At 64.6% G+C, this 14968-nt stretch carries 10 protein-coding genes; 7 read left to right on the top strand and 3 right to left on the bottom strand.

The window, feature by feature from the left end; genetic code table 11:
• Nucleotides 1-138: 138 nt before the first annotated feature.
• The 3 genes from GGR00_RS04215 to GGR00_RS04205 all read left to right on the top strand — a co-directional run bounded on the left by GGR00_RS04215 (nt 139) and on the right by GGR00_RS04205 (nt 6570).
• Nucleotides 139-1863 carry a hypothetical protein gene (locus GGR00_RS04215; protein WP_184698165.1) on the top strand — a complete coding sequence of 575 codons (1725 nt, stop codon included), beginning with the start codon at nt 139-141 and terminating at the stop codon, nt 1861-1863.
• Nucleotides 1864-2023: 160 nt separating this feature from the next.
• On the top strand, nt 2024-4192 hold the full coding sequence (locus GGR00_RS04210; RefSeq protein ID WP_184698160.1) for a tetratricopeptide repeat protein: 2169 nt from the start codon (nt 2024-2026) through the stop codon (nt 4190-4192).
• A gap of 32 nt (nt 4193-4224) precedes the next feature.
• The gene (locus GGR00_RS04205; protein WP_156381330.1) at nt 4225-6570 is read left to right on the top strand and encodes an SEL1-like repeat protein; all 2346 of its coding nucleotides are present in this window, start codon (nt 4225-4227) and stop codon (nt 6568-6570) included.
• Nucleotides 6571-6582: 12 nt separating this feature from the next.
• Here the strand turns inward: GGR00_RS04205 and GGR00_RS04200 are convergent, their stop codons facing one another.
• Together GGR00_RS04200 and GGR00_RS04195 are read right to left on the bottom strand one after the other, a co-directional pair.
• Nucleotides 6583-7698: a GNAT family N-acetyltransferase gene (locus tag GGR00_RS04200; RefSeq protein WP_184698157.1), complete on the bottom strand. Its 1116-nt coding sequence runs from the start codon at nt 7696-7698 to the stop codon at nt 6583-6585.
• 81 nt (nt 7699-7779) lie between these two features.
• Entirely contained in the window at nt 7780-8463 is a 684-nt protein-coding gene (locus GGR00_RS04195) for a N5-glutamine methyltransferase family protein (RefSeq protein WP_246441277.1), read from the bottom strand.
• A gap of 275 nt (nt 8464-8738) precedes the next feature.
• Between GGR00_RS04195 and asnB the strand changes: the two genes are divergently transcribed.
• The 4 genes from asnB to nadE are packed head-to-tail and all read left to right on the top strand — an operon-like array spanning nt 8739 to nt 13551.
• Nucleotides 8739-10682 (top strand): asparagine synthase (glutamine-hydrolyzing), encoded by a 1944-nt coding sequence (gene asnB, locus GGR00_RS04190; RefSeq protein WP_055979111.1) that lies wholly within the window; start codon nt 8739-8741, stop codon nt 10680-10682.
• Between the two features lie 22 nt (nt 10683-10704).
• On the top strand, nt 10705-10992 hold the full coding sequence (locus GGR00_RS04185) for an acyl carrier protein (RefSeq protein WP_055979114.1): 288 nt from the start codon (nt 10705-10707) through the stop codon (nt 10990-10992).
• A gap of 19 nt (nt 10993-11011) precedes the next feature.
• Nucleotides 11012-12553 carry a class I adenylate-forming enzyme family protein gene (locus GGR00_RS04180; protein WP_055979117.1) on the top strand — a complete coding sequence of 514 codons (1542 nt, stop codon included), beginning with the start codon at nt 11012-11014 and terminating at the stop codon, nt 12551-12553.
• Nucleotides 12550-13551 (top strand): NAD(+) synthase, encoded by a 1002-nt coding sequence (gene nadE, locus GGR00_RS04175; protein WP_055979120.1) that lies wholly within the window; start codon nt 12550-12552, stop codon nt 13549-13551. The genes GGR00_RS04180 and nadE overlap by 4 nt, the downstream gene beginning before the upstream one ends.
• Before the next feature lie 30 nt (nt 13552-13581).
• On the opposite strand, the gene GGR00_RS04170 is transcribed toward nadE, so the two are convergent.
• On the bottom strand, nt 13582-14913 hold the full coding sequence (locus GGR00_RS04170) for a sensor histidine kinase (RefSeq protein WP_055979123.1): 1332 nt from the start codon (nt 14911-14913) through the stop codon (nt 13582-13584).
• Between the last annotated feature and the right edge of the window lie 55 nt (nt 14914-14968).

The raw sequence follows: 14968 nt of genomic DNA, 5'->3' as shown, positions 1-14968 counted from the left end.
ATCGTTACGGCAGTCGAGCATCCACCCGCTACAAGGGCGGGCTGGTTTTCCGATCGTTCGGCCATCTTGTCACTGACGTGCCTCGGCCTGGGGTTCGCGCTTTGGATAGCCAGCCTCTTCCTCACGGACACTGCAGGCGTGGACGACTACGGCCTGTTCTCGGTTCTGCCGGCCACGATATGGGCGGCCTACGCAGCCGTCGGCGCGGGCTTCGCACTCAGCCTGAAACGTGGCGTATGCGAGACCCAAATTCCGCTACTGCAGATCGCCCTGCTGGTCCTGCTGCTCCACGGCACCCCCGCAATCGTCTACGACACCTTGCGTTATGCCTGGGCATGGAAGCATGTCGGTGTCGTCGATTACGTGCAGCGGCATGGCCAGATCGATCCGACGGCCCCCTTCCTTGCCGCCTACAGCAACTGGCCTGGTCTGTTCGTCGTCAGCGCCGCCATTGCCAATCTGTTCGACATCAAGCCGCTCCAGGTCGCCAACATCGCACGGTTCTCGCCGCCGGTGCTCAATCTGCTCTACATCCTCGTGCTGCCACTCATTTACCGCCGCTTTACCGCTGACCCCAGGCTTGTCTGGGGCGCTGTCTGGCTCTTCGCCGTCGGCAATTGGATCGGTCAGGACTACTACTCGCCGCAGGGTGTCGCATTCCTTTTCTACTTGATGCTCATCGCCGTGTGCGTCGGTCCGCTTCGCGCGGAGCAATCCTGGGCCGATCCCGGCGGACGCAGCCTCGTCGGGCTCTGCGGTCGCTATTTCGGCCTGGTTTCGCGTGGCCAGCCGTTGATGACGCTGGGGCAGCAGCCGCGCGTGCGGGTGATGGCCTCGGTGCTGGCGATGGTGCTGATCTTTGCCATCGTGGCGACCCATCCCTTGACGCCGATGGTGGTCATGGTGGCTCTCGGCGGCCTGTGGTTCCTCGGGCAGCTCAGCCTGGGATATCTGGTCTTTGCCGTGCTGGTCGAAACGGCATGGCTGCTGTTTTACGCCGACGGCTACATGGCCTCGGTCTTGCCGGAACTGGTCCAGCGCTTCGGCGACACCTCCACCGAGATCGGCGAGCGCCTCGTCGACACCTCTATCGTAAGCCCGGGACAGGTGGTGGTGTCGTGGGCCTCGCGCGCGCTGACTGGCATCATTGCGCTCGCCGCCGTGTTCGGCGGATTGCGGCGGCTGGCAGCGGGCTACCGTGATGGGCCTGCGGTCGTGTTGACGCTTGCCCCTGCTTTCCTATTGGTCGCGACGTCTTATGGCGGAGAGATCGCCTTCCGTGTCTACCTGTTTGCGCTGCCATTCCTCGCTTTCTTCGCCGCTGCCCTGTTCTTTCCATGGTCGGGGACGCAGCGTGACGCGATCGCGCGCTATGCCCTGGCAACGATGGGTGCGGCATTGTCGGTGGCGTTCGTGCTCGCCAACAATGGCAAGGACAGGCAGTACAGCTTCACCCAGGCCGAGGTTCAGGCCTCGCAATGGCTTTATGCGCATGCGCCGGTCGGTTCTGTCCTGGTCGAGGGGGCGCCAAATTACCCCGAGCAGTTCATGAACTACGAGCACTTCACCTATGTGCCGATCTCCGCAGAGAGCAAGCAGTCCATCGCTGCCGTGCTGGCCGACCCTGCTGCGGAGTTGTCGCATTGGTTGCGAGGCCGGTCGCCGGGCACGTCGTTCGTCATCATCACGCGAAGCCAGAAGGCATACATCGACGACCTCGGCGTCATGCCGAAAGGGTCGCTTGATGACATCGAAAGCGCCTTGCGGGCTTCGGCGCGGTTTCGGCTGGTGAGGGCGACGCCCGACGCCAGTATCTTCGCTCCGGACGGCGAAGGCATAAGGATGGGCGAATGGGTCAGGTAGAAGCGTGCCGCCATGGGTGTCGTATCGCGCTGCCGGCCTGCGCGAACAGGCGTGGCTGGCATGCCGCTCGAAATTGTTCTTGCCGGGAAAGTGCAATGATTGTTTCATATTAGCGTTGCTGCATTGAATGCAGCCTGCGCGCTGTCGGGAGCTTGGGCCCATGCGTTTCGGCTGGTTGTTTGTCGCCAGCGTTGTGATGTCGGGAATGGCGGCTGAAGCCAGTCCCGACGGGCAGGCTCCGACGTCTCCTGAAGTCGGGCCGCCAGTCGGGCAAAGCCAGCAGTCGGCGCGTCCCGACGGCTTCACCAAGGCGCTTGCTGCGTCCTATATGGCGCTCGGCGACCTCTATCGCGACGGCAAGACGACGGTCGAGGGTGCCGAGGCGGCGCTCGCTTTTTATCGCGTTATGGCCAATCCGGGCCGCCCCGATGCCGTCTACGCGATCATTGCGCCATCCGATCTGATCGGCATCGCCAGGGACGCCACGGCCGATCCCTTCGCCGCGACCGAACTCTACCTGCAGGCCGCATCCATGGGCAGTGCCGAAGCGCTGATGCGGCTTGGCGATCTCTACCGCGAGGGCAGGGTGGTGGCCGCCGACCCGAAGCGTGCCTACCTCTTCTATGACCAGGCAGCCAAGGCCGGCAGCGACGATGCCAGGCTGAGGGTGGGCGAGATGCTGGCGCGCGGGCAGGGCGTGACACGCGATACCGGCAAGGGGCTGGCCGTCATCACCGCCCTTGCCGATGGCGGCAACGCCGAGGCGTTCGTGCTGCTCGGCGATCTATACAGGCCGGGCGGCCAGGGCATGGTCGCAATGGATCCGGCCAAGGCGTTCGACTTCTACCGAAAGGCTGTCGCTCTCGGCTACGATGTCGCCAGGCTTCGGATCGGCGAAATGACGGCCATCGGCCAGGGCGTGGCGAAGGATGTCACCGCCGGGATCGCGATGATCGAGGAAGTGGTGGCCCGCACCCGCAATCCTGCCGGGCTTGTGCTTCTCGGTTCGCTCTACAGCCGTTCGGACGGCGGCGTCATCTCGATCGATTTTGCCAAGGCGTTCGGCTATTTCCGCCGCGCCGCCGACAGCGGAGACGAGACTGGTATCCTGCGAACCGGCGAGATGCTGGCCCGAGGACGCGGCACCGGCCAGTCCTATCAGGCGGGGCGCGCCATGCTGGCCGGTCTTGCCGACCAGGGCGATACCTTCGCGCTCATCGCGCTTGGCGATCTGCTCAGCGATGCGACTGTGGCGCCCGTCGATCTCGCTGCGGCTGTTGCTTCTTATGACAAGGCGGCTTCGCTCGGCCATTCCGATGCCCTTGTCAGGCTTGGCGATCTTTACAGCCGCAACGGCTCGATCACGTCGGAATTGCCCAGGGCGTTCTCCTACTACGCCAGGGCATCGCAGGCGGGCAACGTCTTGGGAAAACTGCGCGCCGGCGAGATGACCCTGCTCGGGCGTGGCACGAACCGCGATGTCGAGTCGGGGCTCGCGCAGATGAATGCGCTCGCGAAAGACGGAGACGCCGATGCGTTGAACCTGCTTGGCGCGCTATACCAGCGTGGCATCGGCGGACTCTTGCAGGCCGATCCGGCCCGGGCCTACGGCTATTTCAGCAAGTCGTCCGATGCTGGCAGCGTCATCGGCAGCGTGCGCGCCGGCGAGATGATGGTTCGTGGCCAGGGCACGGCCAAGAACGTGGCAAGTGGCCTCGCGCTGGTGCGGGCTGCGGCAGATGCCGGCAGCAGCGACGCGCTGATGTCGCTGGGAACACTGATGGCGGACGGCTCGACGGGGACATTTGATGCGCCGGAGGCGGTGCGTGCCTATGAGAAGGCGGCGGTCCTCGGCCGACCTGAGGCGCTGGTGCGCATCGGCGACATCTATCGCCAGGGCGGACCTATCCCAGTCGATTCGGGCAAGGCATTCGAGTTCTACCGCAGGGCCGGGCTGGCCGGAGATGAGACCGGCCGATTGCGCCAGGGCGAGATGACCGCACGCGGCGAAGGTACGCCCCAGAACATCGCGGCGGGCCTCGAACTCGTCCGGCAGGTTGGCGCGGCCGGCGACCCCTATGCCTATGTCGTGCTCGGCGACCTGCATCTTTCGGGTGCCATTGGGGCCATCGATGGCCCGGCCGCTGTGGCGGCCTACGAGAGTGCTGCCCGGCAGGGGCGGGCGGATGCCTTGCTCCGGCTCGGAGATCTTTATCGCGACGGCAAGGGTGTGCCGTCGGACGGCAAGAAGGCGGCGGAGTATTATCTGAAAGCAGTCGACGCAGAAAACCCGACGGCAACGGCGCCGGGCGAAAGCGTTCGTTACTGAACAGCGCAGGTGTTGCGGCTGGGGAGTTGGCGTTGTCGCGTTTATGTCATGTGGTGTTGTCGGCCTCGGTCGTGACCTTGTTGGCGGCCACCGCGTTGTCGGCACAGACCGCGCCGGAGACGGGCGCATCGGCAAGCGCCGGCGATGCCGCAACACCTGGCCGCATCGTCAACGCCGACGCGCTGCTGCGCCTTGGCGACCTCTACAGTGACGCTGGAAACACCAGCCGCGATCCTTCCAGGGCATTCGACTACTATCGTCAGGCTGCCGAGGCCGGCAGTGCAACTGCCAGGCTTCGCGTCGGCGAAATGCGCGTCCTTGGCGAAGGCACCGAAAGCGATGTCGATGCCGGCCTCGCCGCCATCGAAGAGATCGCTTCCTCTGGCGACGGCGCTGCCCTTGCGTTGCTGGGTGACCTCTACAGCCGCCCCGGCACCCGCGGGCTGTCGCTCGACCTGCCCCGCGCCTACGACTACTTCCGCCGCGCCGCGGCGACAGGGAATGAAACAGGCATACTGCGCAGCGGAGAAATGCTGGCGCGCGGCCAAGGTGCCGAAAAGGACAGTGAGGCCGGGCGCGCGCTGGTGCGTTCGCTCGCCGATCGCGGCAATTTGCACGCGCTCGTTTCCCTGGGCGACCTCATGAGCGACAGCAAGGTTGGCGCGCTCGATATCCAGGAAGCGGAGACAGCCTATGCCAAGGCATCAGCCCTTGGTCATCTCGATGCGGCACTGAGGCTCGGCGATCTCTATGGCAGTGGCCGCGCCGGCAAACCGGACTTTGCCAAGGCGTTCGAATTCTACCGGGCGGCGGCAAGGGCAGGGCAGCAACTCGGCAAGCTGCGTGTCGCCGAACTGACGTTTCGGGGGCAAGGCACGCGCCAGGACGTCGAGGGCGGATTGGCCGCGATAAAGGCGATCGCCGACACAGGCGATGCCGAGGCGCTTTCGGTGCTCGGCGACATCTATAGCCGTGAAACGTCGGGCGTGCCGGCAGCCGACTTCCCGACAGCACTCGCCTACTACAGGCAGGCAAGTGCCGCCGGCAACGTCCACGCTGCCTTGCGTTTGGGCGAACTGACGGCGCATGGGCTTGGTACGCCACGCGACGTGGAGGCAGGGCGCAGTATCGTTCGGCGGATCGCCGATGCCGGAAATGCCGTGGCGCTGATCACCCTGGGCGACCTGCTGCGGGAACCGCAATCGGGCAAGGTCGACGGCGAAGGCGCGGTTGCAGCCTACGAGCGGGCTGCCGATCTCGAGGATGCGGATGCACTGGTGCGGCTCGGCGATTTCTACAGCGACGGCATGACGGTTGCCGTGAATCTGCCGAAGGCGCTCGACTACTACCGCCAGGCTGCTGCGCGCGGCAGCGTTGCAGGCGAGGTCCGGGCTGGCGCCATGACGGCGCGAGGACAGGGCACCGCGCAGGACGTCGCCGCCGGTCGCGCCATGGTAAGGAAAGCGACGGAAAGCGGCGAGGGCGAGGCGCATGTCGTCATGGGCGACCTGTTGACCCGGGGCGATGCCGGCCCGCCCGATCTATCGGCGGCAATGCGGGAATATGCCGAAGCCGCATCGCTCGGCTGGACGCAGGGCCTGATCAGGCTCGGCGACCTCTACCGCGAAGGCAAGCTGCTGCAGAGCAACGGACGGCGCGCGGCCGGATATTACCGCCAGGCGGCCGAGGCCGGCGATGCCTACGGCTTGCTCATTCTCGGGTCTGCACTTTCGGAGAGCCTGCTGCGCAATGCCGGCAAGCCAGCCGACGGCGTTGCCGCGCTGCGCCAGGCCGATGCCATGGGTCTGCTGGACGCGGTCGTCCCGCTGGCCGATGCCATGCTCTACGGCATGGGTACGAAGCGCGACGCCAAGGCTGCGGTCGCTCTTCTGGTTCAGGCTGCCGAGGCCGGCAACATCGCGGCCGCGCGCCACCTGATCAGCTATTATCGCGACGGCCGCCGCTACGGACGCACGACCTTCATCAGGGCCGATCCGAAGCGCGCGCGCCAGCTGTTCGCTGGGGTTTCGCCCTGGCTGTCGCGGGGCGACAGGCTTGTCGAGGAAATGTTGTTCTCGGCCGAGCCCTCAGGGCGCGGAGGCTACCAGCAGATCGCAGCGCGCATGCAAGAGCTTTCGGCGGAGCAGCGCCAATCGCTCATACGCATGATGCGCACCACCCATCCCAACGCCTACATCTACCTGGCCCAGCATCAGCTCAAGGAAGCCGGTTTCTACAACGGTCCGGTAAACGGCGTGCTCAGCGGAACCACGACGCGCGCGGTCAACCGGTTTTGCGTGTCGAAATCGATGCGGGGCGCGTGTCGCTTCGGACCGATGAGCAGCCAGGCCGGAGACATTCTCTCCTACGCCTTCTGAGCCGGCGGCCGCTCAGTCGAACCTGTCGCCGAATATCCGGCTCCAATGCTCCCCCACCAACCCGTTGAAAAAGCCGTTTCCTGCCTGGAACTGCCGTACGAGTTCCGGATCGCGGGCGTGCACCACCGTCGAATTGACGTTGATGAAGATTATTTGCCGGCCGAGCATCGCTTCCAGCAATGCAGGCTGGGTTCGTCCCCTGACCGCCGCGAGGCCCGTTGTCGCCGCATGCGCGATCAGGCAGTCGATCACTGCCCCGGCCTGGCCGGGCAGGGCCAGGACCTGGAGGACGTGGCCGATTTCTCCGGCGCGTCCAAAATACATGAAGGCGCCGATGACGGCACCGGTTCGGCTCGACACCCTGCATCGGAACGGCGCGCCGAAGTCCTGCTTGGCCGAGGCGTCCGCCATGATGCGCGCCAGCAAGGCATCGTTCCATTCGGGATGAACCGCGAATCTTGACGTAAAATTGCCAAGCAGCCTGGCGAAGCCGTCCTGGTCGATGTCCGCGACCGTGTAGCGACCGAGAGTCGCCGCGGCATCGCGGGCGCCGAACCAGCGCGAGAATTCGCCGCTGCGCCGGAGCCGCAAGCCGGCGTCCGCGGCACGGGCGAGTGGAGCCGCAAAGCGGGCCATCGGTACGCGCACCTTGGCTCCCGCGATGGTAAAGCTCGCGGGTTTGATGACCTTGATCCAGTCGAGGCTGTGCTGGGGCAAGATCGTGCCGCGCAGTGTCGTCCACATATTGGCGGTGACGTCGCTCGCCGTCTCGCTGAACGAAATGTCCTGAGGCCCGGCAAGGAACGCCTTGAGAAGCCTGGCGCCGGAAAGATCGTTGCGCTGGTCCTCGTCCACCATCAGCGAGCCGCAGATCGAGGCGTTCAGCCTGGTTTCCCCAAAGCGCATCGGCAGCGACGTCACCCCGACGAAGCCGGAAACCCGGCCGTTCTCGGCGACGTGGACGAGCGACGGCGATCCGGCGCTGCCGTCGGTGGAATCGAGATAGAGGCGCTGGAGGTAGCTGGCCAGCGTCGCGGGCGCCGGGCTGCGTCGCTTGCGCAGCACGCGCTGGAACATGTCTGCCACGACAGGCAGATCGTCGGCCCGCAAGGGACGGATTTCAGGCATCGGGCGAAGCCTCGGTCATTTCACGACAGCAATGGCTTAGGGTGGAAACATCTAGGAAGCGTTTCGAAATTCGAACTCCGGTCACGCCGGGTCGAGCTTCCGGGCGATCGCCACGCGCGGCAACCTTGCAGCATCGGTGGCGAATTCCACCGGCGCGTAGGCCCGTGCCCTGGCGACGAGGGCCGCGACCTGGCGGTCCTGGCCTTCGCCGAATTCGAACGCCAGCCATCCTCCCGGCTTGAGAAACGCCACCGCGTCGCGGATCAGCCGTTGGTGGATCGACAGGCCGTAGGGGCCGCCATCGAAGGCTTCGCGCGGTTCGGATGCGAGCAGTTCGCTGCGTTCGCCCTCCAGACGGGCAGACGAGATGTAGGGCGGATTGCAGACGACCAGATCCACGGTTCCGGCAAGGTTCAGCCCGTCGAACGCACCGAACAGGTCGCCTTGCGCAACGCTCATACGGTCGCCCAGCCCGAGGCGGTCCACATTTCTTCGGGCCACTGCCACGGTGGCGTCTGTCAGGTCGGCGCTCCACACCTGCGCCCCTGGCACCTTGGTGGCGACCGCCAGGCCCAGATTGCCCGAGCCGCAACACATGTCGATCACGCGCGCGCCGGCTGCGCATCCGCCAAGGAGGCCGACCGCGGCATTGCCCAGGATCTCGGTCTCCTCGCGCGGCACCAGCACGTCGGGTCCGAGCTCCAGTTCTATTCCCATGAAGCGGTGGAGGCGAATATTGTCGCCGTCGCCCTTAACGATATGCATTGTTGCCCTCGCCAAGTCTTTCGCAACGTCCATCACAACCTGCTGGTGCCAAGATCGTCAACTGATCAATGCATTCGCCGGCAAGGATGACCATCAACATGACTTGTTCATACAATTGCTTACATAGTGAGGCTTCGTACCTGGGATGTCGAGCGCCCGGAAAGCCAAGACTATCGCCTTTGTGATGTGTCTCGGGAGCCGAAGTGTGCTTTCCTGATTTGATCAACCTGCGCTAGACAGTGCGCTCGTCGCGCTAGCGTATCAGGGTTCGGCGTATGTGTGGATTTGTTGGGTATCTTGGCGATGTAGAGCCTGCTGCAGCTGAAAAGCTGCTGCGCCGGATGACCAGCAGCATCGCGCACCGGGGACCGGACGAGCAGGGGGTGTATGTTTCATCCGGGGCGGGGCTCGGCCACGCGCGTTTGTCGGTTGTCGGACTTGGCGACGGGCAGCAGCCGATGGCCAGCGCCTCGGGCGACCTCCACATCGCCTTCAACGGCGAGATATTCAACTATGTCGAGTTGCGCGACGAGCTGAAGGCGCGAGGGCGTCGGTTCCGGACCGGAAGCGACACCGAGGTGATCCTGCATCTCTATGAGGAGATGGGTCCCGATTGCGTCGATGTGATGAACGGCGATTTCGCCTTCGCCATCTGGGACGCGCCGCGCCAGCGCATGTTCCTGGCTCGCGACAGGATGGGCGTGCGGCCGCTGTTCTACGCCGAGGTGCGCGGCACCTTGTATTTTGCCTCCGAAGTAAAGGCGCTGCTGCAGGTTCCCGGCTTTGCGGCCGAGCTCGACGAGGTAGCACTCGACCAGATTTTCACGCTCTGGGCGCCGATCGCCCCGCGCACGGCGTTCAAGAACGTCTTCGAACTCGAGCCCGGGCACATCATTATCGCCGACAGGGGCGGGCTCGCCACGCGTCCCTACTGGCGGCTCGATTTCCCCGACGCCGAAGCGAGCCGCGAACCGCGCGACGAAACCGGCGCCGCGGAGGAGCTCAGGGCGCTGCTGACCGATGCGACGCGTATTCGCATGCGCGCCGACGTCACGGTCGGCTCCTACCTCTCGGGCGGCTTGGACTCCTCCATCGTCTCGGCGCTCGCCGCACCGATGGCGGCCGGCGGGCTGCGCACCTTTTCGGTAACGTTCGACAGTGCCGAGCACGACGAGAGCGAGTTCCAGGAAGAAATGGCCCTGGCCATCGGGTCGCATCATAGCGCGGTGAATGTCGGTCCGGGCGACATCGCCTCGGTCTTCCCCAAGGTGATCGACGCCACCGAAAGGCCGGTCATCCGCACGGCGCCGGCGCCACTCTACCAGCTTTCCGGCCTCGTCCGCGCCAAGGGCATCAAGGTGGTGCTGACGGGCGAGGGGGCCGACGAGGTCTTCGCTGGCTACGACATCTTCAAGGAGACGCTGGTACGGCGCTTCTGCGACCGCCAGCCTGGGTCGGCAAGCAGGCCGCATATCTTCCGCAAGCTCTATCCCTATCTGCCCGGGCTGCAGAAGCAGTCCGCCGCCTATCTCGCCGCGTTCTTCGGTGCGGGCAAGGACAGCCTCGACGATCCGCTCTATTCGCATCGTCCGCGGATGCGCAACACCGCGGCGGCAAAGCTTTTCTTTTCCGCCGATCTGCGCGCCAAGCTTGCTTCATACGATGCCGCCGCCGAACTTGCCGCGTCCCTGCCGGAGCGGTTCTTCCGTTGGCACCCGCTGCACCAGGCGCAATATCTCGAAAGCCGCTACCTGCTGCCGGGCTACATCCTGTCGAGCCAGGGCGACCGCATGGCGATGGCGCACGGCATCGAGGGGCGTTTTCCGTTCCTTGATCATCGCCTGGTGGAGTTCGCCAGCCGGCTGCCGCCGACGATGAAGCTCAAGGGGCTGGTCGAAAAGCACATCCTGCGCGAGGCGACGAAGGATCTCTTGCCGGCGTCGATCGGCAGGCGGGTCAAGCAGCCTTATCGCGCTCCGGATTCGCAATCTTTCGTCGGCACCGGCGAGCAGGACTGGATGCGCGAAGCGATGAGCCCGGAAGCGATTGCGGATTCGGGATTTTTTGATGTTTCGACGGTACGAAAGCTGACGGAAAAATGTCGGCACAAGGCGGTGGCCGGTTTCCGCGACAATGCCGCTTTCGTGGGCATCCTGTCGACGCAGTTATGGAACCGGTCGTTTGCCGGGACGAAGTCGGGCGCCACCGTGGCTGCCTGAGGATGGGCCAATAGGAGAGAGCATGACGCCGCAGATCAAGGACACCGTCAAAGCCTTCATCATCGAAAACTTCCTGTTCGGGGACACCTCCTATGCTTTGGACGATGACGTCTCGCTGATCGAAAGCGGCGTGGTCGATTCCACCGGCGTGCTTGAACTGGTTACCTTCATCGAGGACCAGTTCGGGCTTGAGATGGCGGACTCCGACATCGTTCCTGCCAATCTGGACTCGCTGGTCCGCATTACGGCCTTCATCGAGACCAAGATGGCCAAGGCACAGCCCACGGAGCAGGCGGCAGGCGCTGCCTGACGGCGCCGGGAGAGGGGCAATGCGACTGGAGCAATTCTTGCGCGACAGCGCGCGCTTGCGGGGCGACAAGACGGCCTTGATTGCGCGCGACGCACGCCTCACCTACGCCCAGCTCGACAGCCTTTCCGATCGGCTCGCTGGAGCGCTTGGCGATCTCGGCATTGGCCGTGGCGACCGGGTGCTGGTGTTCATGGACAATTGCTGGGAAGCTGCGGTGTCGGTCTTCGCCATTGCCAAGGCAGGAGCGGTCTTCAGCCCGGTCAACCCATCGACCAAGGCCGACAAGCTCGATTTTGTCATTGGCAACTGCCGTGCGCGCGCCGTGCTGACCCAGGCCAGGCTGTTGCCCGTCGTCACCGAGGCACTGGCCGGCGGCGACAGGGATTTGCTGGTGGTCTCGACCGCAACGGCTGGCGTTGCTCCGAAAGGTACGGTCTCGTTCAACGATTGCCTCGCAAGCGACATGGCACTCGCCAATCATGGCGGCATCGATGTCGACCTTGCCATGCTCATCTACACCTCGGGCTCAACGGGCCGACCCAAGGGCGTGATGATGACCCACCGCAACATCGAGGCTGCCGCCAACTCGATTACCACCTATGTCGAGAACACGCCCGACGACATCATTCTCAACGTTCTGCCGCTGGCCTTTGACTACGGCCTCTACCAGCTGATCATGTCGGTCAAGGTTGGCGCCACGCTGGTGCTGGAGAAGTCGTTTTCCTTCCCGCAGGCCATCTTCGATGTCATTCGCGCTGAGAATGTAACAGGTTTTCCGCTGGTCCCGACGATGGCCGCGCTGATCCTGCAGATGCGCGACATCAAGCCGGGCTTCCTGCCCAGCCTGCGCTACGTCACCAACACCGCGGCCGCCTTGCCGCCGGCGCATATCGCCAGGCTGCGCGAGCTGTTCACGGGCGTGCGCCTCTATTCGATGTACGGCCTGACCGAGTGCAAGCGCTGCACCTATCTGCCGCCGGCTGAGCTCGACCGGCGTCCCGGCTCGGTAGGCATCGCCATTCCCAACACGGAAGCCTTCGTGCTCGACGACGACGGAAATCCGGTGCCGCCAGATACACCCGGCGAACTGGTGATCCGTGGGCCGCATGTCATGCAAGGCTATTGGGAAAACGAGGAAGCAACGAACCGCATGCTGCGCCCGGGGACGAATCCTTGGGAAAAGCTGCTCTACACCGGCGACCTGTTCAGGTGCGATGCGGAAGGTTTCCTGTATTTCGTCGGGCGCAAGGATGACATCATCAAGACGCGCGGCGAAAAGGTCGCGCCCAAGGAGGTCGAGGCCGTGCTGCACGCCTGTCCCGGTATCGCGGAGGCCGTGGTCATCGGCGTGCCCGATCCGATCCTGGGCCATGCGATCGGGGCCCTTGTCGTCTTGTCCGACCCGGGGCTGACCCAGCGCGAGATCCTGCGCCACTGCCAGGGCCATCTCGAAGATTTCATGGTTCCGAAAATTATCGAATTTCGATCCGAATTGCCAAGGACCGACACCGGCAAGGTGAGCCGGCGCCTGGCCGCCGAATCCATGGAGCCGACGGGATGAACCTGACTGTAGTCCAAGCCGGAAGCTTCAGCGCTGCGACGCTGGCGATCGATCCTGAGGCCGAGGCCGCGAGGATTGCTGCTGCCTTGCGCACCCAGCTGACCGGCACGCTGCGCCGGCGCGGCCTCGTGCTCGGCCTGTCGGGCGGCGTCGATTCGAGCGTGAGTGCCGCCCTTGCCGTGCGAGCCGTCGGCGCCAAGAACGTCTTTGCGCTGTTCATGCCGGAGGACGATTCCGACCCCGAAAGCCTGCGCCTCGGACGTCTCGTCGCCGAAACTTTCGGCATTTCGGCAGTCGTCGAGAACATCGGCCCGACGCTCAAGGCCATGGGCTGCTACGAGCGCCGCGACGACTTCATCCGTCAACTGGTACCCGAATACGGATCCGGCTGGGCGTGCAAGATCGTGATTGCCAATGCGCTGACCAATGACGGCTACAACATCTCCTCGCTGGTTGTGCAGGACCCCGAAGGCAAGCAGACCAAGCTGCGCATGCCGCCGCAGGTCTATCTCGGCATCGTCGCGTCCACCAACATGAAGCAACGCACGCGCAAGCAGGTCGAGTATTTCCACGCCGACCGTCTCAACTATGCCGTGATCGGCACGCCGAACCGGCTGGAGTATGACCAGGGCTTCTTCGTCAAGAACGGCGACGGTGCGGCCGATGTCAAGCCGATAGCGCATCTGTACAAGTCGCAGGTCTACCAGCTTGCGGAGCACCTCGGCGTGCCCGAGGAAATCCGCCGGCGGCCGCCGACGACGGACACCTATTCGCTGCAGCAAACGCAGGAGGAGTTCTATTTCTCCTTGCCCTATGACCGGATGGACCTGTGCCTCTATGGGCTCAACAATGGCGTGCCGGTCGAAGAAGTCGGCCGTGCCGCGGGGCTGTCGGCCGAGCAGGTCGGGCGGGTGTGGACCGACATTGCCTCCAAGCGAAAGACGACGCGCTACCTGCACAGCGCGCCGTTGCTCGTCGATCCGGTCTCCGAGATCTGAACGCGCCAGCGGCTGCAGGGGAGGTGGCGGCTAGAGTTCGGCGTTACGGATCGATTCGACAGGCGCATCCAGCGTCCAGGTAACACCATTCGGTTCAAAGCTGAGATGGCCGACGCCATTCAGTGCCAGCGGCGCGATCCGCTCGAGCACGATCTTGCCAAAACCGTTTCGCGACGCCTTTTCCACCGTTGGCCCATTGTTTTCCTTCCAGGTCAGGCGGAAGCGGCCGGACGTGGTCCAGACGACCTCGACGGTTCCTCCGGGTGACGACAGCGCGCCATGCTTGGCCGAATTGGTGGCGAGTTCGTGGAAGGCCATGCCGAGATTCTGGACGGCGACGGTCGACAGCATGATCGGCTCGCCAGATATCTGGACACGATGTCCCGCAGCGAAAGGCCGGATCTGGTTGTCGACCAGGTTGGCGAGGTCGGCGCCGCGCCAGTCGCCGTCGACGAGCAGGTCCTGGGATCGCGACAGCGCCATGATGCGATTGCGGATCTGGCGCTCGAACTCGGCAATCGTCGCCGTGTGCTTGCCAGTCTCCCGGATCATGGACAGGATCACCGCGAACTGGTTCTTCACCCGGTGGTTGACCTCGCGCATCAGCATGCGGATGCGATGTTCGCTTTCCTTGCGGTCGGTGATGTCCCTGGCGATCTTGGAAGCGCCGATGACCTTGCCGGCGGGGCTGCGCACGGGCGAGACAGTGAGCGAGATCGCCACCTCTCGCCCGTCCTTGCGCCGTCTTATCGTGTCGAAATGGTCGACACGCTCGCCATTCCGGACCTTGCCGATGATAAGGTCCTCCTCGCCCTGCCGGTCTGCGGGGATCAGCATCGTTATGTGCTTACCGATGGCCTCTTCCGCGGAATAGCCGAAAAGCCGCGTGGCGCTGGCGTTCCAGCTCTCGATGACGCCACACAGATCCTTGCTGATGATGGCGTCGTCGGAGGATTCGACGATCGACGCCAGGCGCATCGTCTGCACTTCCGCCTGCTTCTGCGCCGAGATGTCGATCAGCAGGTTGATGGCGCCCGTAATCTTGCCGGAACCGTCTCGCAGCGGGGCAGGGAAGGCCAGGAACGGCACGAGCGTCCCGTCCGGCCGCTCGGCGATGGCTTCTGCGCCGCGAATTGCGCGGCCTTCCCTCAATGCCAGCGCCATCGGGCAGTCGCTGTGTGCGAGCGGATCGCCATCGGCGGTCCTCAGCCGCCAGGAGCCGCACCACTCGTCCTTGCCGATCTCGGGGGTGTGACCCCAGAGTTCCGCTGCCGCATCGTTGAAATAGGTGATCCGACCGTTCGCATCGGTGGTGTAGGCTGCGGCAGGCAGCGGGCCGAGGAGATGTTCACTGCTGGTCATCAAGGCCCGCCGCTTCGGATTAGGTAAGCTTTAACGGGCCAGCGTCCGGGGAGTT

The sequence above is a fragment of the Aminobacter aganoensis genome, assembly GCF_014206975.1.
In the GTDB taxonomy this organism is placed as follows: Bacteria; Pseudomonadota; Alphaproteobacteria; order Rhizobiales; family Rhizobiaceae; genus Aminobacter; species Aminobacter aganoensis.
Note: the sequence above shows the minus strand (reverse complement) of the source record. Positions and strands in the feature narration are given on the sequence as shown.

Coding starts and splice junctions, on each gene's coding strand:
- GGR00_RS04170 (WP_055979123.1), bottom strand. CDS start 14,913: ATGACCAGCAGTGAACATCTCCTCGGCCCGCTGCCTGCCGCAGCCTAC.
- asnB (WP_055979111.1), top strand. CDS start 8,739: ATGTGTGGATTTGTTGGGTATCTTGGCGATGTAGAGCCTGCTGCAGCT.
- nadE (WP_055979120.1), top strand. CDS start 12,550: ATGAACCTGACTGTAGTCCAAGCCGGAAGCTTCAGCGCTGCGACGCTG.
- GGR00_RS04185 (WP_055979114.1), top strand. CDS start 10,705: ATGACGCCGCAGATCAAGGACACCGTCAAAGCCTTCATCATCGAAAAC.
- GGR00_RS04200 (WP_184698157.1), bottom strand. CDS start 7,698: ATGCCTGAAATCCGTCCCTTGCGGGCCGACGATCTGCCTGTCGTGGCA.
- GGR00_RS04195 (WP_246441277.1), bottom strand. CDS start 8,463: ATGCATATCGTTAAGGGCGACGGCGACAATATTCGCCTCCACCGCTTC.
- GGR00_RS04210 (WP_184698160.1), top strand. CDS start 2,024: ATGCGTTTCGGCTGGTTGTTTGTCGCCAGCGTTGTGATGTCGGGAATG.
- GGR00_RS04180 (WP_055979117.1), top strand. CDS start 11,012: ATGCGACTGGAGCAATTCTTGCGCGACAGCGCGCGCTTGCGGGGCGAC.